Genomic DNA, 23444 nt, shown 5'->3' with positions numbered 1-23444 from the left:
ATTAAAACGATGCCCCTTTAACAAAGTATTCAGCACATTCCAGATAACAAATCTCATCTCCAATTAATTTCTTATTTGCAGTGATGCTTTGAGAAACAACTACACCTGAGCCTTTAATTTTATACTTAATGCCCATCATTGTAAGTACATTGATTGCATCTTTAACCTGGCAGTTGATCAGATCAGGCATTTTATTATTTGAAGATAATTTTACTTCTTTAATATTTTTTGATTTATGTTTTAATTCCTGCTTCTTGAAATCATCTTGTTTTTCTTCAACAAATTTTGGTTTTAATGAAGAATTTGGATTCAGATATTGTTGAAATTTTTCGTTATCTGTTTGAACTATCCTCTCAGCAACATTCTTAAATATTGGTGCAGCTACTAAACCACCATATTTCCCTTGATCGGGAGAGTTAATTAGTATCAGACAAACAACCTGTGGGTTTTCAACCGGAAAAAATCCAACAAATGAAGAGTTATAATGCTGTTTCGAATAAACTCCATCAACAAGTTTTTGTGATGTGCCAGTTTTACCACCAATAGTAATAAGATCAGATTTTGCCTTTTTTCCGGTACCATTATTAACTACATCACCTAAAAGATTTTTTATAACTTCAGATGTTTTTTCTGAAATTACTTTTCTGATTTCTTTCGGTTTAAACTCGTTTATTAATTCACCATTTGCAGAAATTTGTCTTTGAACTAATTGAGGTTCGTATAAAACACCGCCATTTATAAGAGCACAATATGCTGCTGCCATTTGAACTGGAGTAACAGAAACTTCATAACCAAAAGACAGATATGTTTTAGAGACTTTTGACCACTCATTCGGTTTGCGGAGTTTCCCGGATGTTTCTCCCGGCAAAGTAATGGAAGTTGTGTTTCCAAATCCAAAGCCGCGTAAATATTTAAAGAATCTTTCATTATCAATTCTCTGCACAAGTTTAGCAAATCCAATATTGCTGGACTGCTCAAATATTCCTGCAACACTGAGTTTATTAAATGGATGAGTATCTCTTATGTTTACAGAATTTAATTTATACTTGCCGTTTTCAAGATTAAGCGTTTCACCGAGCCTGCAAAGATTTTGATCGAGCAATGATGCTAAAGTAAAAGATTTGAATGTAGATCCGGGTTCATAAGTATCTGTTATTGCTCTGTTTCTTCTCTGAAAATCATTAGCTTTCCAATATTCATTCGGGTCATAATCTTCGATATTTGTAAGTGCAAGTATTTCACCGGTATTTGGATTCATCATTATTGCTGTGCCTGAAACGGCTGAATAATCTTTAATTCCTTTTCTAACTTCATCTTCCAGTATCTGCTGATAATTCTTATCAATTGTAAGATAAAAATGATCGCCTGATACTGCTGGCGTAATACTTTCATCAACAACAGTTACAATGCGACCAAGTGCATCCCTTTGAACTAACCTTGAACCATCAACACCTTTAAGATCTTCTTTAAAGTACTCAGAAATACCCATCACATACTGTCCATCACTGCTAATATATCCCAGAATATGGGATGCAAGACTATTATAGTGGTTTACTCTAGAAGATTCTTCACGGAAGAAAAATCCATCTTTTTTTATTTTCTTCAGTGATTCTGCTAATTCAGATTGTACTTTCTTTTCGATTGTAACAGTTTTTTTATTTCCCTTTAACAAGTTCAGATAGTAATTAACACTTTTATTAAACTTTTTTGCAAACAAGCGGGCAATATCATTTTTATCTTTTTGTTTCAGCATCCGTAAATCAGCATAAAAAGAGATATCAGTACGATTATAAACTAACAGAATATTGTTTCGATCATAGATCAATCCGCTTTCAGCCTGAATGGTTTCTAATTTGGTCTGCTGCTTTTGTGCGTTATAAGAGTACTCTTCAGATTTAAGTATCTGAATGTTTACTAACCTTACCACCAAAGTGATAAAGATGATCAGTAAAACCAGTATTACAAATAGAGCACGATTATTGTTCATATTTTTGAGTTAAAGTTTCCAGGCTTTCTTCAAGTTTTTTACTATCGAATTTAATAGTAACGGGATTCTCAGTATTTCTGATCATTCCAAGTTCAGATTTTGCAATGTTAACAATTCTTTCTTCAGCAGTAACTGTTTGATACTCAGCTGTAAGTTTTATTTTTTTCTGATTTTCAGTTTTAATAATTTTTTCAGCCTTATCTTTTAAGAGCAGTTTCTGTTCATATTTAAGTTTTACACCAACATTTAACAAAGCAAAGACAGTTACTATTAAAAGTAAAATTAATACAAGCAGCAATGTTGGTTTAGAGCTTTTCTTCATAATCTCTCAGCTGCTCTTAATTTAGCACTTCTGGCGCGATAATTATTTTTAATTTCGTTTTCAGATGGAACAATTGGTTTTTTATTTATCAGTTTTAATCTGGCTTCTCTTTTTACCAGTCCAAGAGGATCTTCTTTTGGACTAAGGTTTACTACTGTTTCACCTTTGAAAAAATCTTTAACAATTCTATCTTCAAGAGAATGATAACTGATAACAACAATCCTTCCTCCCTTTTTTAATACGTTAACAGAGTTTTCCAGAAAAAGTTTAAGGTTACCAAGTTCATCATTAACATATATTCTTAAAGCCTGAAATATCCTTGCTAAAGATTTTCTGAGATAGATTTCAGGAACCAGTTCACTAATTATTTCAGTAATATCTCTTGTAGTTTCAATTTTTTTTAACAGTCTTTTCTGAACTATACTTCGCGCTATTTTCCTGGAATTCTTCTCTTCGCCATATTTAAAAAGAATGTCAGCAAGATCTTCTTCACTATAGCTGTTAATTATATCTGCAGCCGTAATTTCTTTTGTCTTATCCATTCGTAAATCCAATGGTGCATCAGCACGAAAAGTAAATCCGGATTCAGGATTATCAAGTTGAAATGATGAAACACCAAGATCAGCAATTACACCATCGAAATATTTTAATGATTCTATTTTTGTAATCACATCAATAAATGAAAAATTAAAATTGTAAATACTAACTCTATCTTCTTTTGAAAATTTTTTCTGTGAATATTCAAACGCATCTGTATCAACATCGGCTGCTACAATTCTCCCGTAATTAGTCAGCCGTTTGAGAATTTCAGTTGTATGTCCTCCAAAACCAAGTGTCGCATCAAAGTAAACACCTGATTGATCAGTTATTAAAAGGTCCAGACTTTCAAAAAGCATCACAGGAATATGATGCTCTATCATTTACTTGCCATAACTTTTGCTGCAATCTGTTCATAAGTTTGCGGCGATTGGCTAAGATAATCTTCATATACTTTTGGATTCCAGACTTCAATTTTTTTCAAAGCACCTAAAATCAAAACCTCTTTTTCAATTGCTGCATAACTAATAAGCGCTGGTGGGATCATTATTCTAGATTGAACATCCATTACATCTTCTGAAGCGAATTGAACGAACATTCTAATAAATCTTGCATCATCCGGTTGAAACGAGTTAAGATTAAGCAATGCTTGTTCAATCTTCACCCACTCGTCTAAAGGATACAAATCGATGCAATTAGACAGACCTCTGGTCATCACAAACGTTTCATTTGCTTCGGCAGATATGTGTTTTCTAAGTTTAGCAGGAATTGCAATCCTGCCCTTAGAGTCCATTGAATATGTAAATTGACCTCTAAACATTTCCTTTTTAATTAATCTTCCACATTTTTCCCCACTACACCCCAAAATAATGGAAAATTTTACCGAAAGTCAAGAAAAAGATTAAAAATTTTTCACCTAAGAGAATTATCTTTTTAAGTAAGACTGGATCAGAAGTTAAATTTTGTATTTGGATTACACAGCAGGCAATCAGAAAATATGAGAAGTTGAAATATTATGTTATAAACTGTATTTAGTATTAGCTCAATTTATGATTTAATAATAAAGAAAGTATTTTGTTAGTATTAATCCAAAATTCATCTGAGTTTAATGATTATCTAAAATCATTTCCTAGTACGTACAATCCGGTTTTTATATCTATACTTATTTTTATTCTTGTTCTTGCCATTATCTATATTTCATATAAAGGCATTTACATCCCGATGATCAAAAAACATAAGAAAGATAAAAAGCAATTTGAGGTAACAACAGAAAAAATTCTTTCTATGTTTTCAGAACTTGACCCGAATCCTATTGTCAGAATTAGCCAGGATGGTTTAATTATTAATTTGAATGAATCTGCTAAAAACAGATTTACTTATCTTAAGATAAATGAGAGTTACATTAATTCAATTATATCCGGAATTGATCTGCAGATAGCAGATATAATAAATAATGATAAATCTTTTATCCTTCCTCTGGAAATAAATGACAGATATTATGATATTAATTTTCACGGTATATCCTTCCTTGGCATGGCACAACTTTATTTTTGGGATACAACCGAGCAGAAGGAATATGATCGGCAAATGACTCACTATCAAAATCTTTTAAGAAATTCTTCTGCACATTTACAAAAAGTAATAGAAGAAGAAAGAAACCGGCTTTCAAGAGTATTACACGATTCAATCGCCCAGAATTTATTATTGATTAAACTAAATGTTAATAACTATAAAAAGTTTTTGAATTCTGGATTAATTGAAGAAGAATATTACAGAACAATTAATATTCTTGATTCTACATTAAAAGATGTAAGAGAGCTTGCTCATAATTTAAAACCTTTGAATATTGAAGAGCTTGGTCTAGAAACTGTTGTAAGATCAATGTGTAATAATGTTGCACGCGAAGGTAAGTATAAATATCAATTACAGTTTCCTGAACAGCCATTGCATTTGCCTAAAAATATTGAGATATGTATTTTCAGAGTTATTCAGGAGTCAATTAATAACATGATAAGACATGCAAAAGCTACATCATTTACAATTAATCTGTTTTTTGAAGAGACTGCGCTGGTATTGTTTATTTCTGATGATGGGATTGGATTTAAACCCAAAAAACTGCTAAATGAAAAATATATTTCTGATGGTCTTGGAATGATGAACATGCAGGAAAGTGTTGAAAAACTTAAAGGCAGTTTTCAAATTGATTCTTCAAATAACAGCGGGACAATAATAATTGCAGCTTTTCCAATTGAAGTATTGATGACAAATGAAGACAGCAACAATTAAAATATTAGTAGCAGATGATCATACCTTGTTCAGACAAGGTATTATTAAGCTTTTGGAAGAACATAAAGAGTACCATGTTATCGCTGAAGCTGAAAACGGAAAAGACCTGATAGAAAAATATTTTAATAATTGTCCCGATATTGTTCTTACTGATATTGCTATGCCTGAGCTTACCGGAATACAAGCAGTGGAAGAGATTCTTAAACGGGATAGAAATACTAAAGCGTTATTTCTTTCTATGTATGATACTGAAGAATATGTTTACCACGTACTTAAATCAGGCGGAATGGGATTAGTTAACAAAAACATATTGGATGAGGAATTAGTGTATGCGATTTCAAAAGTGAGTAATGGAGAAAAATATTTTGGCAAAAACTGGAACGATGCTTCACTCAGTTCATTATTCCAGAATTATGAGAAAAAATTCAGTGAAGAAACAAAACACTTAATTGATCTTAACTTCAGAGAAGAGCAAATACTTAAAATGATAATGGAAGGTATTACAAGTAAAGAAATGGCAGAAAAAATGTCATTAAGTAAAAAGACAATTGATTATTATAGATCGAACTTATTAAGAAAATTTGACACTAAGACTCAAATAGAACTTGTAAAATGCGGCATGCTGTATTTTTCAAAAAGAAATAGTGAAAATGTTATATGATGCAATTAAAATCTTTGTCATAATTTATGAAAGGTAATACAATGAATAAAAATTATTATTTAATCGTTCTTATCCCTCTGACTCTTTTATTTTTCAGTTGTACTCCAGGATCCAAAATAGGAAAATTTTATACAACTGATGAAGCCAATGAACTATTCGGAAATGTAATCTATTCTGTTGAAATGGATTCGAATCATCTTATTAATTTGTTGGACAAAACTAATACAACTATTATGTTCGGATTAATAAATAGACAGCTTATTATTCTCGACGATAATCGTAAACTGATTTTTCCTGAACAAGCAGATTATAGTGATTCTGATGTATTTACTGTTTACGGCACTAAGAAGGTAAGAGAATTATTGACTGACAGTAAATTGAATAAACAAAGTACTGATGAATCTGAAGCTGTTAATATAGAACAACGTAAAGAAGTATTATCACTATCAACTGAAAATAAAACCCTGGAAACTGGGAACAAGTGTCCACCTAATTGTCCAGATTAAAACATGAAATTGGCATTACTAATTTTATATGTTTCTATGGTTGTCTGGATACTTCCAATATTCAGACAATTTAAAACTAATCTTTTCTATTTTTTCCTTTTTCTTGGTATATGTGACCCACTTACATCTCTGGTCATATCAATACTACCAGTTGAGAATGAGTTGATTGCTGTTATATTTGCACCAATCTTATTTTACACAATAAACGTTGACCGCTCAAAGCCATTCAAGATTAGTAAAATTGAGATTTTTGTTTTTATACTTGCCTATTCGCTGGTTTATTTCGTCAGCAACTTAAATATCATTCTTCTTATCATTCATACTTTAATAGCAATCAGAGCAATTTATAGAATTATAATAGATCTTCACTATAATCAAAAAATTAATATCGTTCGTCTTGTACTTGCATTTTATATGATTACATCTGTTGCAAGTCTATTGATATACTTGAATGGCGATTATCAGGGATTAGTATTGTTTTACACTAATTTGGCATTTCAGTTATTGTTAGCTGTTTTCTTTTCAATATTCAGTGAGAATAATCCAAAAATGAATTACAAAGTTGTTCAATCAACCTAAAAATGATCCGGGATTTTTTCGGATTTTCTATTTCGATTACTTTACCAAAATCAAATTCGCAAAATTGCATCCTAATTTCAGATATAAAACTGTTTGAAATTGCACTTTTCACTATAAATTCGTTAGTACATGTACTAATGCTTTTCTCTTAACAACCTTTTAGAATTACATAGGTTCTTTAATAATTTTTTTAATCTGTTACTGCAGATGTGATATATAATATATGAATGCTGATGTAAGCAATTCAGAGAAACAGACAAAATTTATTGCAACTGTAGTATGAAAAAATGAACAGTAGTAATTCATTTAACATTAGGAGTGGAGTCAAAATGTTTAAAGTTGATTACAACATACAAGCAGGATTCAAGATAACTAAATGGGCAGATTTCCTTATCTCTGCAATCAGGTACGAAAATGAAGTGATCAAAAATTCCATTGCTTATTTAAAAGTACATCATGATATGGGAACAGAAATTGGTGCGGGCTACACCTGGACCAAAGAAGAAGTAATCAATGCAATGTATGATGGAAAAACTTTTTACACTATTATAAAAGAAAAAACAGGAGAGTGGAAGAAAGGGTCAATTGTTGCATTGATAACCAAAAATGGAAAATCAATCATTACTGATTCTGACTCATCTGAGCTTGACTATTTTATTAATTTGCAGGAATTATAAACTCCCACACCCTACTGGTGGAAGGGTTTGGTTTAATAATTACCCTGTACAGATATCCGGTAATTTTAGATTACCGGAAATTATTAAGATGTAGATATAAGATTACTTATATAATACATCAATCCGGTTTGTTTGGAGGCTAACAAACCGGAAATCTTTTTAACACAAAATGGTTGTATAACTTTTTAATACAGCCGAAAACTATTTTACAAATATTTAACCTAAGTAAGAGACATTATGAATATAAAAAAGAAATGTCGGTATTTATGCTCAGCTTCATTAATCATATTTATGTTTGGTTTAATTAGAGGTATTGGTGGTTTGATTGCTATGATAAATAACTCTGAAATACTGATTGATATTAATTATAGCTATATAATCCTGATTCTGCTAATTATTACTTGTATTGCCTTAAGTTCTGCTTCTGTTATTGTTGCTATTGCTTTATTCGAACAGGACAGAAACTATATTTTTTATGGAGTACTCCTTTTATTGACCTATATTATTTACTCTTTAATACAGGATTATTTTATACTTAATAAACTTATAAGCAATAGCAGTATCATAAACTTAATTGCAGCCGGAATTGCTATATCTTTGTTATTGTTAGGAAATAGACATCTTAAAAAACCGTAATTGTAGCTTAATTGTTAACTGAATTTAACTCTCCTATGATTTAAGCCGCAGAAGAACAATTACAATTACTTAACAAAATGTCGGTTGATTCTGTCAGATTATTACTTGTAATAATATTATTCAGATACTTAATACTTCAAAATCATTACACAAATATTTCTCTGCAGAAGCATTCCGTTAAAAAGCCAACTGTTGAATAAGAAAGAATAGTAAGATTTATTTCAATATGATTTTGATGATTTAATTATTCAATAGAATTTTTTGCGATAATGAACAAACCATTAATCTTCTGCTACTTTAGTATCTGGTAATTTTAGGATTTTCAACAATTCTCTTAAACAACACACTGTAAGCACCTAAAAAAGAAAAATGATTTATTATTTTACTCCAGTCTTTTATAAATAATATAATGCTCACCATAAACGATCGGTTTAGTAAACTCACCTTCTTTCAGAGCTGCTATCTGAGTTTTTATTTCATTGTTAAAGTAATTTATATTAACTCTTCCAAGCAAACCATTTCTTTCTTTTGATTGACTACAAGAACAATTAATACAGAGCCAGGCAAAATCAGCACCTGCGAGCAATGCTTTATAAACAGAATCTGCTTTATGGTAATTTTGGATTTCAATTTCTGCAAGTGAATAGAATTGAGGTTCTTCAATTACTATTCTAACCCTTCTTTTAATAGTAAGTTCAATTGCACGTCCTTCGTAGATAGCTGGAGTGTATTTCCAGTTTAATATTGAGAGACAGGCAAGCGAGTCCCATTCAGCATCTCCGCTGGTTGTAAGTATCTTGGCATTTACCACATCTCCACAACAATTTACCCTCATCTCGCAGGTGAATTCATAACTATCCAGAAAGTTTAACAATTGAAGTGGAGGCAGTTCTGATTGCTTAATAAGAGAAGGAGGAACAAAATTTGACTCTTCGGGTTGAAAAACTTTACAGCCCGAGATGAATAATAATAGACAAATGAAAATTATCTTTTTCATTTTACACCTCTATAAGCTTAGTTGTTTTTCTAATTATGTTAATGAAAAATAAATAGGCTTAACAAACCAATTATCTTTCTAATAGTAATTAGCAATTAAAATCTGATATTGTCAATAGTTTTTGTTCTAATGAAAATAATAACCTGATAGTGTTGTAATTGAAGGTATAAATAGAAAAGCAAATGAGGATTAGTTTTAAAGCCCCCCAAAAGAAGAGCCAACTGCCGGATTCGAACCGGCGACCTAATCATTACGAATGATTTGCTCTACCAGCTGAGCTAAGTTGGCTTATATCTTTACTGCAAAAAACAAGGCGAAGAAAAACTCTCCGCCCGCAAATCAAACGTAAAGGATTATCTTACTCTTTTTTTATGTCTGTTCTTTCTTAGTCTTTTTTTCCTTTTGTGTGTTGACATTTTATGGCGTTTTCTTTTTTTACCACAAGGCATATTATTCTTCTCCTTTTAAGATATTAATCAATGATTTTTCAATAACTGTTCTGCTTTTTGCCCGATCTCGTTTGTCGGATTTAGATCGTAAGCTTTTTGCAGCCACTCTTTTGATTTTGAAAGATTACCCGCAGATAAATTTACAACTCCTAAATTTAAGTGAGCTATCTGATGATTAGGCACATACTTTAGTGCCGCTTCCATCTCCTTAATTGCATTTGGATAATCTCTTAAGTTAAAATAACATACTCCCATATCTACCCTTGCATCGGCATCGGCAGGATTTTTTTCAAGATATGTTTTGTAATTCTGTATTGCAGCTTCAAACAAACCTGAATCATTCTTTAAATGTGCAAGTTCAAGAAGACTCTGCTGGTCATCCGGATTTTGCTTTACTTTTGCTTCAAGCTCGTTGATCGCCTGCAGACTATTCAGATTTACACCCGAATTAGTTACTTCCTGCTGTTCATTTTGATTAACAGAACTTACAACTCCACTTGAAGAATCCAGCATTCCAGATGAAAACATAATAACTGCAATTACAACAATACCGCCAATTAAAACTCCGTAAATAATTTTTGGATTTAAAGTTTTTCCATTGACAGTAGAAATATTTTGATTGTTATCAGCTCCGGATTTAGAGTTTTTATTAAAAGCTATTTTAGCACCACACTCCGGACAAAACTTATGATTTATTTCTAATTTACTTCCGCATTGATTACAAAACTTAGACATTAAACATATCCTTATAATTTATCGGCAAGACCGGTTTTAACGATTTCTTTAAATTCTTTAGAAAACTTAAAAGTAGGAACAAAATGTTCATCAACAAAAACCTTTTCACCGGTTTTTGGATTTCTGGCAGTTCTGGCATTTTTCTTTTTAACCTTATAACTTCCAAAGCCACGAATTTCGATGCCTTTCCCTTCTTTCAATGCTTCAATCACAGTAGTAAAGAATCCTTCAATAATTGCCTCAGTTTCAAGTTTTGTCAGCCCTGTGCCTGCTGCAACTCTATCTACAATATCAGCTTTTGTCATTTTAAACCTATTTTTCTGACAGTAATTTTTTTGGAGGCAAAAAATATTAAAGATTTGAGCTAAATCCAACTTAAATGCTTATTTTATAATATATTAGAAAGTGCATCGTTTTTGAATTATCTAAGACTTTCTCTCACATTGAAAAGGAAATTTATATAAGATCTTTGTTATTTTAAGGAAAACGAAATAAAAGATTGCTGATTTTGGCAAGATGATTGTCGGTATCGCTAGCGGATAGGAAATAATAATGCAATTAATTGAAATCATTCAACTTATATTTCTTGGGTTTACAGTTATAAGCCTGGTCATTCTTGTAACCACCTATTTTACCTATAGAAGACGGAAGCAATTAGTCCACACAAAAAAGCAAATATCTTCTGAAGATGTTAGCAAAGAGATTACTAAAGCCAGTAAGGATTCTGTTTTAATTAAAAAGTCTATCGAAACAGATGATAGTTTTAGTCCAGATAAATCGTTGACACGTGAACCTACAATTGCTGAAAAGAAAAAAAACAAGTTTGAAATATTCAAGCCGGCAAGTAATAATTATCCACACACTCAAACCAAAATTTCTGATAAAAAACAACCTCCCAAAACCAAGTAATGCCGATTTGCTTTTATTGAATTTTCCGGTTATGCAAATCACAGATATTATTCCAATCATCACCTAAAAAATATTCTTTAGTATATTTGATTCGAAGAAAAATTATAAAAAGGAATAATAATGGAAACAACATTTAAAATTGATGGAATGAGCTGTAATCATTGTGTAATGGCAGTAAAGAAAGAAATACAAAAACTTGATGTTGATAGTCTTGATGTAAAAATCGGTGAAGCAATTGTAAAATTTGATGAAAAGAAAGTAAGTGAATCCCAGATAAAAGAAGCGATAACTGAAGCAGGTTATACAGTAATTCAATAATTAATTGATAATGATCGAAGTAAAGAAAATATCACTTCCGGTTGAAGGAATGACTTGTGCAAGCTGTGTTGCCCGAGTTGAAAAGACAGTTTCTAAAGTTGAGGGAATAAAGAATGTCAGTGTTAATCTGGCAACAGAAAAAGTTTCATTCGATTATGATCCTCAATTGGTTGATTTGAAAGATGTTGCTGCAAAAATTGAAGATGCTGGATATAAACTTGATATTACTGAAACAACTAAAGAAGAAATACCGGAAACTGAGTTAAAAACATCAAATACTGATTATCAACTGGAGTTAAAAAAGAATCTTATCTTTTCAATCATTATGACAATACCCATTGCAATTATTAATATGGGTATAATGTGGGAAGATTTTTTTCTGAATAATCATTTAAATGCTGAACAGATAAACAAAATTCTACTCATTCTTACTACTCCGGTTATATTTATATCCGGCAGAAGATTTTTTTCAATATTCTGGAAAAATCTTAAGCACTTTACTGCTGATATGAATTCTCTGGTAGCTGTTGGAACTGGTTCGGCTTATACATATAGTCTGCTGGTTACACTTTTTCCAGAAATGTTTCCACATCATCAAAACATCAGCCATGTTTATTTTGATACGACTGCAGTGATAATTACTTTAATATTATTAGGAAGATGGCTTGAAGCAAAAGCTAAATCAAAGACAGGTACAGCAATAAAGAAACTATTTGAGCTGCAGCCAAAAACAGCACTTGTAAAAGAGAATAATCTTGAAATTGAAAAACCACTAAGCGAAATAAAAACCGGTGATATAATTATAATTAAGCCAGGGGCAAAAATCCCAGCCGATGGTTTAATTATTTCCGGTTCATCAGCAATTGACGAATCAATGATAACCGGTGAAAGTGTGCCGGTAGAAAAAATCATCGGTTCAAAAGTAATCGGCGGTACTATAAACACTAACGGATACTTTGAATTTGAAATCACCGATATCGGAAAGAACTCAGTGCTTGGTCATATTATAAAACTTGTTGAAGACGCTCAGGGATCAAAAGCGCCTATACAAAATATTGCAGATAAAGTTGCATCTATCTTTGTTCCTTCAGTTATTATCATAGCAATCTTAACTTTTATTTATTGGTTAGTATTTGCCCAGTCAGATTTGAGTATTGCTTTAATAAATTTTGTTGCTGTTTTGATAATTGCCTGCCCCTGTGCACTTGGTTTGGCAACTCCAACAGCGCTGATAGTTGCAATGGGAAAAGCTGCACATAATGGGATATTGTTCAAAGACGGTGAGAGTCTTGAAGAACTGCACAGAGCAGATACAATTGTCTTTGATAAAACTGGCACCTTAACCGAAGGTAAGCTTTCGATAAAAAATTTCTTTTTTGATGGAATTTCTGAGAAAGAATTCTTCTCAGTTTTAGCTTCACTCGAAAAAAGATCCGATCATCCGCTTGCAAAAGCTGTTATAGACTATGCCGCTGATAAAGATGTTAATTATTATGAAACAGAAGAGTTTGAAAACAGATCAGGCAAAGGACTAATTGCAAAAATCAACAATAAAGTTATTCTTGCAGGTAACGCTCAATTGATGCAGGAAAATAAGATTTCAGTTGAACGGTTTTCTAAAGAATTATCAAATGAAAATATAAAGAATACATCCATAATTTTTTTAGCTGTTGAAAAAGAATTGAAAGGATTCGTAACTGTAGTTGATTCAATTAAACCAACTTCAAAAGAAGTAATTGACGGGTTGAAAAAGATTAATGTAACTCCTGTTCTTTCTTCAGGGGATAACGAAAACACTACAAAAAAAATTGCAGCACTGGCTGGAATTGAAAAATATTTTGCAGAGGTTACGCCTCATAACAAATTATTAAAGATAAAAGAATTGCAGTCTGAAAATAAAAAAGTAGTTATGGTTGGTGATGGTATAAATGATGCCCCTGCATTGGCACAAAGCGATATAGGAATTGCAATTGGTACAGGGACAGATGTTGCAATTGAAAGCGCCGGTGTTGTGTTATTAAGCGGTGATCTTAAAGGCGTTTTAAAAGCAATAAAACTTTCCAACAAAACAATCAGCGTTATTAAACAAAACCTTTTCTGGGCATTTATTTATAATGTAATCGGGATTCCCCTTGCTGCATTAGGAATGCTTAATCCAATGTTTGCTGCATTAGCAATGTCTCTTAGCTCAGTATCTGTAATAAGTAATTCACTTAGACTTAAGAACAGTAAACTTTAATACCGGAAGATTCATTTTAAAAACATTACTAAAAATTCCTCTCCCGGCATTTGAATAATTAAATTCGCGGTAGTCTTTCTAAAAATGAGCTGTTGCTTAATACTGCAAAAGTTTCGGTTTTTCGTAATTCATTTAAATTAAGGCAATTCATATAACTCATAGAACTTTTAAGTCCGTCAGAAATTCCATCAATTACATTTTTAACAGCGCCTTTGTATGCAACCATTGTTTCTTCACCTTCAATAAACTCATTTCTCATTTTTACTCCAAAGGATGCTGAGCCGCGATACTTTTTCCAGAGTTGTCCATTGTACTTAATTACTTCACCAGGAGTTTCCCTTGTTCCGGAAAGCATTCTGCCAAGCATAACTATATCAGCACCAAGCGCAATTGCCTTAGCAACATCGCCGGGGCTCTTCACTCCGCCGTCGGCAATGATTTTAATTTTCAAATTTTTCTGAGCTCTTGAGAAGCAGATATTCAGAAGCGATGAAACCTGTCCAATCCCAATACCTGTTTGGATTGAAGTTGTACAGACACTTCCACTGCCTATTCCAACTCTAACAGCATCAGCTCCGGCATTTTCTAACTGATGTAAACTATCACCGTGAGCTATATTTCCTACTATAACTTTTACATCAAATTTCTTTTTTATCGCTTCAGTTTTCTTAAGCACCTCTTTATTATTGGCATTTGCTGTATCAATACAAATTAAATATTTCTTTTCGGCAATTTTTTCTATTGTTTTTAAATCTGTATTCAGTGCGATTGAAACAGCTTTTATACCCTTTCCATTCTTTGCGTTCAACACTGCATCCAAAGAAGAATCAAATCTGTTTATAATGCCAAGACTTCCCAGCTTTGTCAGTTCTTTTGCCATTTCAATTCCTGTTACAGAATCCATCGGACTGGAAATTACCGGTACAGTTAGTTTAAGTCCTAAAAAATTACAATTAGTAGAGGCTTCTGTTCTGGATTTTATTCTTGAAATCTGTGTAGGAATAAGGCTTATATCGTCATAAGTAAGTGATTGACTATAAGAGTTTAGTTCTGTTTTTGAATATACCTTCATTGCTTTCTCAAATTAGTTTAAATTAATTTTTCAACTTCATCAATTATCTGATTCATTTTTTTTGTTACCGTTAAAATCGGTTCCGGCGAATTCATGTCAACGCCAGCATTTTTTAAGATATTTATCGGATAATCTGAACTGCCTGCTTTCAGAAAATCCAGATACTTATTAACTGCAGGTTTTCCTTCAGATTTTACTTTTGCTGCTAAAGCTTCTGAAGCTGCAAATCCTGTTGCATACTGATAGACATAAAAATTATAATAAAAGTGTGGTACTCTTGCCCAGGTATAAGATTCTTCTTCATCAACAATCATTTTATCACCCCAGTACTTCTGATAAACATCTTTGTAAAGTTTACAAAGTATATCCGGAGTAAGAACTTCTCCATTCTCTACTTTGGAATGAGTCAGCATTTCAAACTCCGCAAACATAACTTGTCTGTAAACAGTTGTTGTTATGTTATTAAGATATTTTTCAAGTAAGAATAATTTCTCATCTGATGTTTCAGAAATCTTTATCAGATGATCGAGCAGCAGATTTTCATTAAATGTAGATGCAACCTCTGCAAGAAAAATGGAATAGTTAGCGTAAATATATGGTTGTGTTAAGCCTGTATAATAGGAGTGCATATTATGCCCCATTTCGTGAGCAAGAGTAAATACGTCATTTAACAGATCAGTCCAGTTTAAAAGTACATAAGGATGCACCCCAAAAGTTGTTCCAGATGAATATGCCCCGCTTCTTTTTGCTTTGGTTTCATAAACATCAATCCAGCGGTTCTCAAATGCCTTGTTCAAAGATCCTAAGTAATCATCACCCATTATTTTTAAGGAATCCAGAACAAGTTTTACAGCTTGGTCGTATGGATATTTCTTTTCCAGCTTGGGATCAAATACAGTTACATAAACATCAAAAGGATGAAGCTCATCGATCTTTAATAATTTTTTCTTAAGTAAAGCCCAGCGATACATAGGTTCCATATTATCGCTTAAAGATTTTATCAGATTATCATAAACCGATAAAGGAATATTGTTTCTAAATAATGCAGCTTCTCTTGCTGATTTATATTTTCTTGTTCTTGCATAAAAAATATTAGTTTTAATATTTCCATTAAATAAGGCACTTAAAGAGTTTGCATTTTTCCGGTAAACAGATAGATATGCCTTGAATGCATCTTCACGATATGTTCTGTCCTTTGAATACAAAGCAGCATAATAACGCGAATGAGAAATCTCAACTGAATTTCCATCTTCATCAATTACTTTTGGAAATTCCAAATCAGCATTAGTAAATAACGAATATGTATTATAAGGTATTTGTGTAATTTCATCAGCCATAGCAAGAAGTTCTTCCTGCTCTTTATCTAAGGTATGCTTTCTGAATCTTAACAAATCATCAAACCAATGTTTATAAACCCTCAGCTCAGCATTACTATTTAACATCTCAGTAATTTTATTTTCATCAATCCTTAATATTTCCGGTTTTATAAACGAACTTGCAGTAAGTATCTGTGCATAAAGACTTTTGTATCTTCCATCCATTCTCTGATATCTTGTATCACGCATATTACTATCTTTTGAGAGCATAGCATACAGATTTAAACGCTCCAGTTTAATACCAACTTCTTCATCAAATTTTAAGCAGGCTAAAAGATCAGACGAATTATTAAGACGTCCTTCAAAAGTTTTATATTTAACAATATTATCACTAACCCAATTAAAATCATTTTCCCATTGAACATCAGTTGTATAAATGTCTGAAAGATTCCACTTATATCTTTCATCAATTTGATCCCTGGTTGGAATTTCAATAATTGAATTATCTGTATTAAAAATTAGATTTTTCATAATCACCCCTCTAACGTGGAATTAAATATTTTAAATTATTTCACAAATATATTATAGTATTATTTGATTAAAATCATCTTTCTGGAATTAACCTGACCGCCAACCTTTAACTCGTAAAAATATGTTCCTGATGCTAAATTATTTTCAGCCTCAAACACAACTTCGTGTATGCCTGCAGGTTTTATTTCACTTACTAATATTTTGATTTCATTACCAAGAATATCAAATACCTTTAACAAAACAAACTCAGAGTTCAGCAATGAATACTTTATTTTAGTTAACGGGTTAAATGGATTTGGATAATTCTGATATAACTCAAACATCAATGGCTTAACAGACTTATCATCAACATTAGTTATTTGATCTTTGATGTTTGTTTCCAGCCCAGGTATTGTAAAAACAGGACCATTAATCCAAGACAAATTTAAATGAGTTGAGGGAATATAGCTTTTAACTTTCCAGTTTGAAGGTGCCAGCCAGATAGTTTCTTCCACTCCAAATAATTTAATTATGATCGGAATAAGCTGTGTATAACTGAGTCGTCTCTCAAGTAAAAACTTTTTACAAGTAAAACTCCCTATATCAGTGCTTATTATTTCATCACTTAATCTTTTACCAATTAATTGAAACCTGATCGGGTAATTAACTGAATTAACAGCTATGATTGTGTCCTTGCTGAAAATTACATACTCCTGATTTACTGTGCTTGCAAATCTGTAATATGAATACCAGCCTTTTAAGGAATTAAAGAAACTTAGGAAGTTTACTCCTAATGTTGAATCCAGATTACCGAGCAGTCCTGATAATAAATTCGGGTCAAAATATTCAAATCCATTTGAGCCGCTAAAACTGTAAAAAAGTGAATCTATAAAAGGCTGGATGTTTATTGTATTCAATGCCCCGGTTTTAGTAAGAACAATTTTTGAATCTCTTCCATTAAAAGGTGCTTCAACATAAAAAGAATCTATACCATAAAATTTTAAAGAATCAACCCGGTTGTTTAAAGAATCAAGCGGAATTAATTCATAATTCCATTTATAACCAGTTTGCTCCGGAAAATAATCAGAGGCTATCTGTCCAAAGGCAAATTCCAGACTTCCAAGAAGAAATAGGATGATAATCATTTTTTTCATAGTTAAGAATCTATTTATAACACAAGCAAATATAAATAAAGAAACCCCTTTTTGTATAAATAAATTTATTAAAACAGAAAACTGTTGACAACATCTCTGCATTCAGTATATAATTAAAAACGATCTGTTTAAAATCGTTGTTATTGTCATTTTGAACCGTCCAATAGTAAACCTGAATCCATTTTAGTATTGGTGTTTGTTTGGGAATCAAAATAAATAGATTCTGAGATAATCTGTTTTTTAGGGAAAGGATAGTATGCTCATTAAATAATTTTTAAAATATTTTATCAAAAGTCAGCAAAGATCATTCATTAAAATATGAAAGCGAAAATTTCAATTTACCTGAAAAATTTTGGAAATTTAGTTCAACCTTGTCCGGAATACCATTGGTCATCTTCCTTAATTCATTTTTTACTTCAGATTCAGCAGAGAACCTATATAGTGAAATACCTTTTTTATCTCTGATTGTAAATAAAACCGATCCGCCTTCAAAATCTGTAATAGTGAGCAGGGTTTTTGTAGTATTAAGATTAAAGTTTGTAATTGCAGTAATATCAGTGGTTAAATCTTCTGCAAAGATTATTAAACTGTAATAGTTGGTTTTATTATCCTGAATTGGATCATTGACATTGCCGGCATCATTTCCCGGAGTCAAAATTTCTTCACGGCAATTGGTGAATAGAAACAAATATAAAATCTGAAACAGTAGTAGCAGTAATCTATACATTTACAACTTTCAGAATTAATTAATCTTGTCTTTGAGCTTAAACTATTTTATTAAAATCTAAATTGCAACACATTTTAATGTACTTATAGAAATTTTAGTTTATACCCCATAATCATTTATCCAGCACATGATTTTAACCTATCTTAAACACTTTAAACTAATCAGTAAATATTTAACTTAAAAAAATGAAGGTTTTTAATCTTTCTATATAAATAACAACATATTTATATTTGTTAATACAAGCTACAATTAAATTATGAATCCAATATACGAAGCAGTTATCGGGTTGGAAGTTCACGCACAACTTCTAACTGATACAAAAATATTCTGCGGCTGCTCTGCAAAATTTGGTGATGAACCAAACAGTAATACTTGTCCGGTTTGTCTTGGTCATCCCGGTGTGCTGCCAGTGCTAAATAAAAAAGCAGTTGAGTTTACTGTTTTAATGGGGCTTGCAGCAAAATGTACAATTAATAGCCATTCAGTTTTTGCACGCAAAAATTATTTTTATCCTGATCTTCCTAAAGGATATCAAATCTCACAATATGAAGAGCCGATTTGTGAAAATGGGTTTGTTGAAATACATCCAAAAGATTCTGAGTTAAAAAAAATCGGAATTACCCGGATTCATCTTGAGGAAGATGCTGGAAAATCAATTCACGATCTCAGTTCTTCAACATTAATAGATGTAAACAGGTCTGGAGTTCCATTGATCGAAATTGTAAGTGAACCGGATATTAGAACCTCCGAAGAAGCTTATTTATATTTAACAAAGATCAAACAATTAGTACAGTATCTTGGAATTTGTGATGGAAATATGGAAGAAGGCTCGCTTAGATGTGATGCAAACATTTCTGTCCGGCTAAAAGGTGATAATCAATTAGGTGTTAAAACTGAAATTAAGAATATGAACTCATTTAGAAATGTTGAGCGAGCTATTGAATACGAAGTTAAACGACAGATTGAATTGATTGAAGACGGAGAAAAGATAACTCAGCAAACATTGCTTTGGGATGCAGATGCAAATGAAGTTTATCCAATGAGAAGCAAAGAAGAAGCACACGATTACAGGTATTTTCCTGATCCGGATTTATTGCCGGTTGAAATTGATAATAATTGGCTAAAAGAATTAAAGTCATCTCTTATTGAATTACCCGATGAAAAACTGAAACGTTTTGTTAATAATTTCAAATTACCACTATATGATTCAGAGATAATCACAAATAACAGAGAGCTCGCTGATTATTATGAAAAAATTGTTGCTGTAACTGATGAATACAAACTTGCAAGTAACTGGCTGACCGGTGATATTCTCTCAGTATTAAATGACAAAAAATTAAACATAGCAGAGTTTACAATTTCACCTGATAATCTGGGAAAATTGATTAATCTTATTAAAGAAGGCACCATAAGCAGTAAGATAGCTAAAGAAGTTTTTGCTGAAATGTTGAATAGTAATTCTGATCCTGAAATAATTGTGAAAGAAAAAAATCTTGTACAAATCTCTAATCCTGAGGAATTATCTGAAATCATCAAAAAGATTACGGCTGAAAATCCTGAACAGGTATCAGATTATAAATCAGGGAAAGAAAAAGTCTTTGGATTTTTTGTCGGGCAGATAATGAAAGAAACAAAGGGTAAAGCCAATCCAAAACTTGTTAATGATATATTGAAACAAGTATTATCCAATTAAAATTGTATTTTTACTTTCAATATTGTGTTAATTTTTAGGATAAACATTTAATTTACTTTTGAACAATCTTTTTAGGAGAATAAATTGTCTTTTTTAGAAAAATTGAAGAAACTGTTTAGAAAAAAAGAAAGACCAAAACCAACTACACTTGCAGGTAAAATTGCGGAGTTTTTTCGTCAACTGGCTTTTGCAGGAATAGCGGCACTTTTTATTATAACATTTATAGTCCAAAATACCAGAATCCCAACGGGCTCAATGGAAAACACTATTCTTGTCGGTGATTTTGTTCTTGTTAATAAATTTATCTACGGCTCAAGTTCGCCTCAATATATTTGGTTTACCGAAATTAAACTTCCTTATTTCACATTGCCAGCTCTTAGAGAGCCACAGCCAAAAGATATAGTTGTATTTGAATATCCCGGTGACCGCGATAAGCTTGAACCAACTCAGAAAAATGTAAACTACGTAAAAAGATGTATCGGGATACCCGGTGATACTGTGGAAATAAAAGATAAAGTTGTCTATGTAAATGGAAAGGAATTCTGGAGACCTACGTATATCAAGTATCTTAGACCAATTCAAAAAGGTTATGTTGAACCAAGAATCTTCCCAAAAGGAATGCCCTGGAATGAAGATAATTATGGTCCGCTTGTAGTCCCGAAAAAAGGGATGATAATACCATTAAATATCTATAATGTCGAACAATGGAGAACAACAATAGACAGGGAATTTGGAAAAAGAGTTGTCGAGATTAAGGGCAATACAGTTGTTATAGACAACATCCCGGTTTCTTCTTATACATTTAAGAAAGATTATTATTTTATGATGGGCGATAACAGAGATGATAGTCTGGATAGCAGATTTTGGGGCTTTGTTCCCCGTAATGCCGTAATTGGTGAAGCTTTTATTACTCTCTTTTCGTGGGATAGAGATATTCCGTTTTCACAACCGATAAAATTACTTGGTTCAATCAGACCTGATAGAATATTAAAACTGCTTCACTAAGAGTAGAATGAATTTAAAAATAAAATCCTGCGTTTTTTAAGCGCAGGATTTTTTTTGTTGTAAAAAATGAAAGCGATTCAAAGATAGTTTTGATAATAAAACTCTATATCATCTCATCAATATCATTTTTCTTGTCTCATTAAAACTGCCTGCATTAAGAGTATAAATATAAACTCCGCTTGGCAGATTACTTGCATCAAAAGTTACTTCGTACTGCCCTTCGTTCATCTGATTATTAATTAATGTTGCAATCTCTTTCCCGATAATATCATATACCTTTAATGTGGTATATTCATTTGAAGCAAGATTGAATTTTATTTTAGTAGCCGGATTAAACGGATTAGGATAATTCTGTTCAAGTAAAAATGTTTGTGGTTGTATTTCATCTTCAATTCCAACAACAACAGAATTAATGTTTTTTAATATCCAATTACCAGGGTCAATCGTTATTGATGTTGGTTCATTTGCAACTGTTACATTAAAATTTTGTTCTTGTGCATTATTAAAAACTGTAATTATTGTATCTCCAACAGATGAATTTACTTTAATTTGTATTGGCATTGTAAAAAAAGACGGATTTGTATTTGTATTCTGCGTAATCTTTAATGCAAGATCATATAAATTACCGCCAAGACTGTTTTTGCTCCATACAACCGAATACTTTGGAAAGTTTTCGCCATAAATCCATTGTTGGAAGAAGTAATTTAAATCCAGTCCTGAAACACTTTCTGCTATTGCCTGAAAATCCTCTGTAACTGCATTACCGTAGGAAACACTCGGATGATAAGAATAAGTTCTTAGTATATTAAAAAATGTTGAATCACCAACGATGCCTCTTAACATATGCAGAACTACACAAGCTTTTGAATAAGTTCTGTATGAATCAAAAATTTCCCATTCAGAAGAAATATTTTGCACATAGATTGTACCGGTTGCAAATTTTGCAAAATACATTTCATCAGCAATATAGTTATCGTATGCAGACTTTCCGTTCCATGCTTCATAGATAAGTCCCTCACCCATTGTTGCAAAGCCTTCATTAAGCCATATATGGTGCCAATCTTTACAAGTTATGTTATCACCATACCACATATGCGCTAATTCATGAGCAATCAATCCATCGCCAAAACCTACCATTGAAGAAATTGTCTGATGTTCCATTCCCCCGCCCCAGCCAAATTGTGCGTGTCCGTATTTTTCATTAATAAACGGATATTCTCCAAACCTTTCAGCAAAAATTTCAATCATACCCGGCGTTTTATTCAATTGCGGGATATTTGCATTTAAACTCGATGGATATAAATAATGAGTAACCGGCATAGAATCCGCAGGGCTGTAATGATAATAGTTTGTGTAAAGTGCATAATTAGTTATTGCCAATGATATTAAATATGGTGCAATCGGATAGCTGACATTCCATTTATATGTGTGTGTGCCGTTTCCGTTATTCACAACATCAATTAAATTACCATTTGAAACTGGGGTTAAAGATGTGCTTACTGTAAGCCAGATATCAGCTGAATCTGCTTTATCTCCAGGAGTATCTTTAACAACCCACCAATCTTTTGCACCGTATGGCTCGCTTAAAGACCAAATTAAAGGATTACCGCCCTGTGAACTAAATTTAAAACTTCCAAAACCACCTGAAGCCGGTGTTCCGTGGTAATAAACAATTGTTGTAAAATCATCATCCTGGTTTAATGTTGTATTTGTCTGAATAATAACTGTGTTTGTTCCTCTTGAAAAAGAAGCACTGTTCCCATTAAACAAAACAGAATCTACAATCATTGAGTTTATAAAATCGTAATAAATTTCTGTTACATTAGATTGTACCACTTTTGCGTTACAGGTTATGTTTCCGGAAATAGTCTGCAGTGTATGATTTATAGTAAGATCGAGTTTGTAATATTTTACATCATACTTGGGATCGCCTGGATAATTTATTTCCGCTAATTTCTTTAAGCGATTGAATTGTGCTGTCTTACCAAGGATACAACTTTCTTTACCACTTTGTGCAAAAGCAAATTGTGTTACAAGCATCAAAACAGCTACGATTAAGTTTTTCATATTAGTTCCTGAATTTTTATTTATTATTTACTAAAATAATTAGTGCGAATATAATTCAACAC

The 23444-nt window shown here is 31.9% G+C and carries 23 protein-coding genes and 1 tRNA gene; 11 read left to right on the top strand and 13 right to left on the bottom strand.

Annotated features, from left to right (window positions below; all coding sequences use genetic code 11):
• Nucleotide 1: 1 nt before the first annotated feature.
• Genes ROY99_07140 through mraZ form a run of 4 tightly spaced genes read right to left on the bottom strand, consistent with a single transcriptional unit; the run spans nt 2 to nt 3666 of the window.
• Nucleotides 2-1987 carry a penicillin-binding protein gene (locus ROY99_07140; protein MDT3696153.1) on the bottom strand — a complete coding sequence of 662 codons (1986 nt, stop codon included), beginning with the start codon at nt 1985-1987 and terminating at the stop codon, nt 2-4.
• Nucleotides 1977-2309 carry a hypothetical protein gene (locus ROY99_07135; GenBank protein ID MDT3696152.1) on the bottom strand — a complete coding sequence of 111 codons (333 nt, stop codon included), beginning with the start codon at nt 2307-2309 and terminating at the stop codon, nt 1977-1979. The genes ROY99_07140 and ROY99_07135 overlap by 11 nt, the downstream gene beginning before the upstream one ends.
• Nucleotides 2306-3229, bottom strand: a complete 924-nt coding sequence (gene rsmH / locus ROY99_07130) for a 16S rRNA (cytosine(1402)-N(4))-methyltransferase RsmH (protein ID MDT3696151.1) — start codon at nt 3227-3229, stop codon at nt 2306-2308. The genes ROY99_07135 and rsmH overlap by 4 nt, the downstream gene beginning before the upstream one ends.
• Nucleotides 3226-3666 carry a division/cell wall cluster transcriptional repressor MraZ gene (gene mraZ / locus ROY99_07125; protein ID MDT3696150.1) on the bottom strand — a complete coding sequence of 147 codons (441 nt, stop codon included), beginning with the start codon at nt 3664-3666 and terminating at the stop codon, nt 3226-3228. Before mraZ ends, rsmH begins: the two co-directional genes overlap by 4 nt.
• 254 nt (nt 3667-3920) lie before the next feature.
• Here mraZ and ROY99_07120 point away from each other — a divergent pair, with 254 nt between their 5' ends.
• The 6 genes from ROY99_07120 (at nt 3921) to ROY99_07095 (ending at nt 8191) form a co-directional block, all read left to right on the top strand.
• Entirely contained in the window at nt 3921-5132 is a 1212-nt protein-coding gene (locus tag ROY99_07120; GenBank protein MDT3696149.1) for a sensor histidine kinase, read from the top strand.
• Complete coding sequence (locus ROY99_07115; protein ID MDT3696148.1) at nt 5113-5793, top strand: response regulator transcription factor; 681 nt, start codon at nt 5113-5115, stop codon at nt 5791-5793. Before ROY99_07120 ends, ROY99_07115 begins: the two co-directional genes overlap by 20 nt.
• 41 nt (nt 5794-5834) lie before the next feature.
• The gene (locus ROY99_07110) at nt 5835-6299 is read left to right on the top strand and encodes a hypothetical protein (GenBank protein ID MDT3696147.1); all 465 of its coding nucleotides are present in this window, start codon (nt 5835-5837) and stop codon (nt 6297-6299) included.
• A 3-nt stretch (nt 6300-6302) separates the two neighbouring features.
• On the top strand, nt 6303-6878 hold the full coding sequence (locus ROY99_07105; GenBank protein MDT3696146.1) for a hypothetical protein: 576 nt from the start codon (nt 6303-6305) through the stop codon (nt 6876-6878).
• A gap of 329 nt (nt 6879-7207) precedes the next feature.
• Nucleotides 7208-7555 (top strand): hypothetical protein, encoded by a 348-nt coding sequence (locus ROY99_07100; protein MDT3696145.1) that lies wholly within the window; start codon nt 7208-7210, stop codon nt 7553-7555.
• A 237-nt stretch (nt 7556-7792) separates the two neighbouring features.
• Nucleotides 7793-8191 carry a hypothetical protein gene (locus ROY99_07095; protein ID MDT3696144.1) on the top strand — a complete coding sequence of 133 codons (399 nt, stop codon included), beginning with the start codon at nt 7793-7795 and terminating at the stop codon, nt 8189-8191.
• Nucleotides 8192-8573: 382 nt separating this feature from the next.
• Here the strand turns inward: ROY99_07095 and ROY99_07090 are convergent, their stop codons facing one another.
• The 4 genes from ROY99_07090 to ROY99_07075 form a co-directional block, all read right to left on the bottom strand.
• On the bottom strand, nt 8574-9188 hold the full coding sequence (locus ROY99_07090; protein MDT3696143.1) for a peptidylprolyl isomerase: 615 nt from the start codon (nt 9186-9188) through the stop codon (nt 8574-8576).
• 215 nt (nt 9189-9403) lie between these two features.
• Nucleotides 9404-9476: transfer RNA gene (locus ROY99_07085), tRNA-Thr, on the bottom strand.
• Nucleotides 9477-9664: 188 nt separating this feature from the next.
• On the bottom strand, nt 9665-10372 hold the full coding sequence (locus ROY99_07080; GenBank protein ID MDT3696142.1) for a tetratricopeptide repeat protein: 708 nt from the start codon (nt 10370-10372) through the stop codon (nt 9665-9667).
• 11 nt (nt 10373-10383) lie between these two features.
• On the bottom strand, nt 10384-10677 hold the full coding sequence (locus ROY99_07075) for an HU family DNA-binding protein (GenBank protein MDT3696141.1): 294 nt from the start codon (nt 10675-10677) through the stop codon (nt 10384-10386).
• A gap of 247 nt (nt 10678-10924) precedes the next feature.
• Between ROY99_07075 and ROY99_07070 the strand changes: the two genes are divergently transcribed.
• From ROY99_07070 to ROY99_07060, 3 genes are all read left to right on the top strand, one after another.
• Nucleotides 10925-11281 carry a hypothetical protein gene (locus tag ROY99_07070; protein MDT3696140.1) on the top strand — a complete coding sequence of 119 codons (357 nt, stop codon included), beginning with the start codon at nt 10925-10927 and terminating at the stop codon, nt 11279-11281.
• 120 nt (nt 11282-11401) lie between these two features.
• Nucleotides 11402-11599 carry a cation transporter gene (locus ROY99_07065; GenBank protein MDT3696139.1) on the top strand — a complete coding sequence of 66 codons (198 nt, stop codon included), beginning with the start codon at nt 11402-11404 and terminating at the stop codon, nt 11597-11599.
• A gap of 10 nt (nt 11600-11609) precedes the next feature.
• A complete protein-coding gene (locus tag ROY99_07060; protein ID MDT3696138.1) occupies nt 11610-13838 on the top strand; it encodes a heavy metal translocating P-type ATPase in 2229 nt (742 codons plus the stop codon).
• A 58-nt stretch (nt 13839-13896) separates the two neighbouring features.
• On the opposite strand, the gene ROY99_07055 is transcribed toward ROY99_07060, so the two are convergent.
• The 4 genes from ROY99_07055 to ROY99_07040 form a co-directional block, all read right to left on the bottom strand.
• Nucleotides 13897-14910: a guanosine monophosphate reductase gene (locus ROY99_07055; protein MDT3696137.1), complete on the bottom strand. Its 1014-nt coding sequence runs from the start codon at nt 14908-14910 to the stop codon at nt 13897-13899.
• 17 nt (nt 14911-14927) lie between these two features.
• Nucleotides 14928-16757: an oligoendopeptidase F gene (gene pepF, locus ROY99_07050; protein MDT3696136.1), complete on the bottom strand. Its 1830-nt coding sequence runs from the start codon at nt 16755-16757 to the stop codon at nt 14928-14930.
• A gap of 59 nt (nt 16758-16816) precedes the next feature.
• Nucleotides 16817-17890: a T9SS type A sorting domain-containing protein gene (locus tag ROY99_07045; protein MDT3696135.1), complete on the bottom strand. Its 1074-nt coding sequence runs from the start codon at nt 17888-17890 to the stop codon at nt 16817-16819.
• Between the two features lie 304 nt (nt 17891-18194).
• Nucleotides 18195-18617 carry a hypothetical protein gene (locus ROY99_07040; protein MDT3696134.1) on the bottom strand — a complete coding sequence of 141 codons (423 nt, stop codon included), beginning with the start codon at nt 18615-18617 and terminating at the stop codon, nt 18195-18197.
• Nucleotides 18618-18873: 256 nt separating this feature from the next.
• Between ROY99_07040 and gatB the strand changes: the two genes are divergently transcribed.
• Both gatB and lepB read left to right on the top strand, forming a co-directional pair.
• On the top strand, nt 18874-20310 hold the full coding sequence (gene gatB, locus ROY99_07035; protein MDT3696133.1) for an Asp-tRNA(Asn)/Glu-tRNA(Gln) amidotransferase subunit GatB: 1437 nt from the start codon (nt 18874-18876) through the stop codon (nt 20308-20310).
• An 84-nt stretch (nt 20311-20394) separates the two neighbouring features.
• The gene (gene lepB, locus ROY99_07030; GenBank protein MDT3696132.1) at nt 20395-21315 is read left to right on the top strand and encodes a signal peptidase I; all 921 of its coding nucleotides are present in this window, start codon (nt 20395-20397) and stop codon (nt 21313-21315) included.
• A gap of 108 nt (nt 21316-21423) precedes the next feature.
• Here the strand turns inward: lepB and ROY99_07025 are convergent, their stop codons facing one another.
• On the bottom strand, nt 21424-23382 hold the full coding sequence (locus ROY99_07025) for a M1 family aminopeptidase (protein MDT3696131.1): 1959 nt from the start codon (nt 23380-23382) through the stop codon (nt 21424-21426).
• Nucleotides 23383-23444: the final 62 nt, after the last annotated feature.

The organism is Ignavibacterium sp. (assembly GCA_032027145.1).
Taxonomy (GTDB): domain Bacteria; phylum Bacteroidota; class Ignavibacteria; order Ignavibacteriales; family Ignavibacteriaceae; genus IGN3.
Note: the sequence above shows the minus strand (reverse complement) of the source record. Positions and strands in the feature narration are given on the sequence as shown.

Excerpts from the sequence above, each read along its gene's own strand:
- ROY99_07100 (MDT3696145.1), top strand. The coding sequence starts at position 7,208 with ATGTTTAAAGTTGATTACAACATACAAGCAGGATTCAAGATAACTAAA.
- ROY99_07140 (MDT3696153.1), bottom strand. The coding sequence starts at position 1,987 with ATGAACAATAATCGTGCTCTATTTGTAATACTGGTTTTACTGATCATC.
- ROY99_07065 (MDT3696139.1), top strand. The coding sequence starts at position 11,402 with ATGGAAACAACATTTAAAATTGATGGAATGAGCTGTAATCATTGTGTA.
- gatB (MDT3696133.1), top strand. The coding sequence starts at position 18,874 with ATGAATCCAATATACGAAGCAGTTATCGGGTTGGAAGTTCACGCACAA.
- ROY99_07060 (MDT3696138.1), top strand. The coding sequence starts at position 11,610 with ATGATCGAAGTAAAGAAAATATCACTTCCGGTTGAAGGAATGACTTGT.
- ROY99_07090 (MDT3696143.1), bottom strand. The coding sequence starts at position 9,188 with ATGAAAAAGATAATTTTCATTTGTCTATTATTATTCATCTCGGGCTGT.
- ROY99_07055 (MDT3696137.1), bottom strand. The coding sequence starts at position 14,910 with ATGAAGGTATATTCAAAAACAGAACTAAACTCTTATAGTCAATCACTT.
- mraZ (MDT3696150.1), bottom strand. The coding sequence starts at position 3,666 with ATGTTTAGAGGTCAATTTACATATTCAATGGACTCTAAGGGCAGGATT.
- ROY99_07095 (MDT3696144.1), top strand. The coding sequence starts at position 7,793 with ATGAATATAAAAAAGAAATGTCGGTATTTATGCTCAGCTTCATTAATC.
- ROY99_07025 (MDT3696131.1), bottom strand. The coding sequence starts at position 23,382 with ATGAAAAACTTAATCGTAGCTGTTTTGATGCTTGTAACACAATTTGCT.
- ROY99_07135 (MDT3696152.1), bottom strand. The coding sequence starts at position 2,309 with ATGAAGAAAAGCTCTAAACCAACATTGCTGCTTGTATTAATTTTACTT.
- ROY99_07070 (MDT3696140.1), top strand. The coding sequence starts at position 10,925 with ATGCAATTAATTGAAATCATTCAACTTATATTTCTTGGGTTTACAGTT.
- ROY99_07075 (MDT3696141.1), bottom strand. The coding sequence starts at position 10,677 with ATGACAAAAGCTGATATTGTAGATAGAGTTGCAGCAGGCACAGGGCTG.
- pepF (MDT3696136.1), bottom strand. The coding sequence starts at position 16,757 with ATGAAAAATCTAATTTTTAATACAGATAATTCAATTATTGAAATTCCA.
- ROY99_07080 (MDT3696142.1), bottom strand. The coding sequence starts at position 10,372 with ATGTCTAAGTTTTGTAATCAATGCGGAAGTAAATTAGAAATAAATCAT.
- ROY99_07110 (MDT3696147.1), top strand. The coding sequence starts at position 5,835 with ATGAATAAAAATTATTATTTAATCGTTCTTATCCCTCTGACTCTTTTA.
- rsmH (MDT3696151.1), bottom strand. The coding sequence starts at position 3,229 with ATGATAGAGCATCATATTCCTGTGATGCTTTTTGAAAGTCTGGACCTT.
- ROY99_07045 (MDT3696135.1), bottom strand. The coding sequence starts at position 17,890 with ATGAAAAAAATGATTATCATCCTATTTCTTCTTGGAAGTCTGGAATTT.
- ROY99_07105 (MDT3696146.1), top strand. The coding sequence starts at position 6,303 with ATGAAATTGGCATTACTAATTTTATATGTTTCTATGGTTGTCTGGATA.
- ROY99_07040 (MDT3696134.1), bottom strand. The coding sequence starts at position 18,617 with ATGTATAGATTACTGCTACTACTGTTTCAGATTTTATATTTGTTTCTA.
- ROY99_07115 (MDT3696148.1), top strand. The coding sequence starts at position 5,113 with ATGAAGACAGCAACAATTAAAATATTAGTAGCAGATGATCATACCTTG.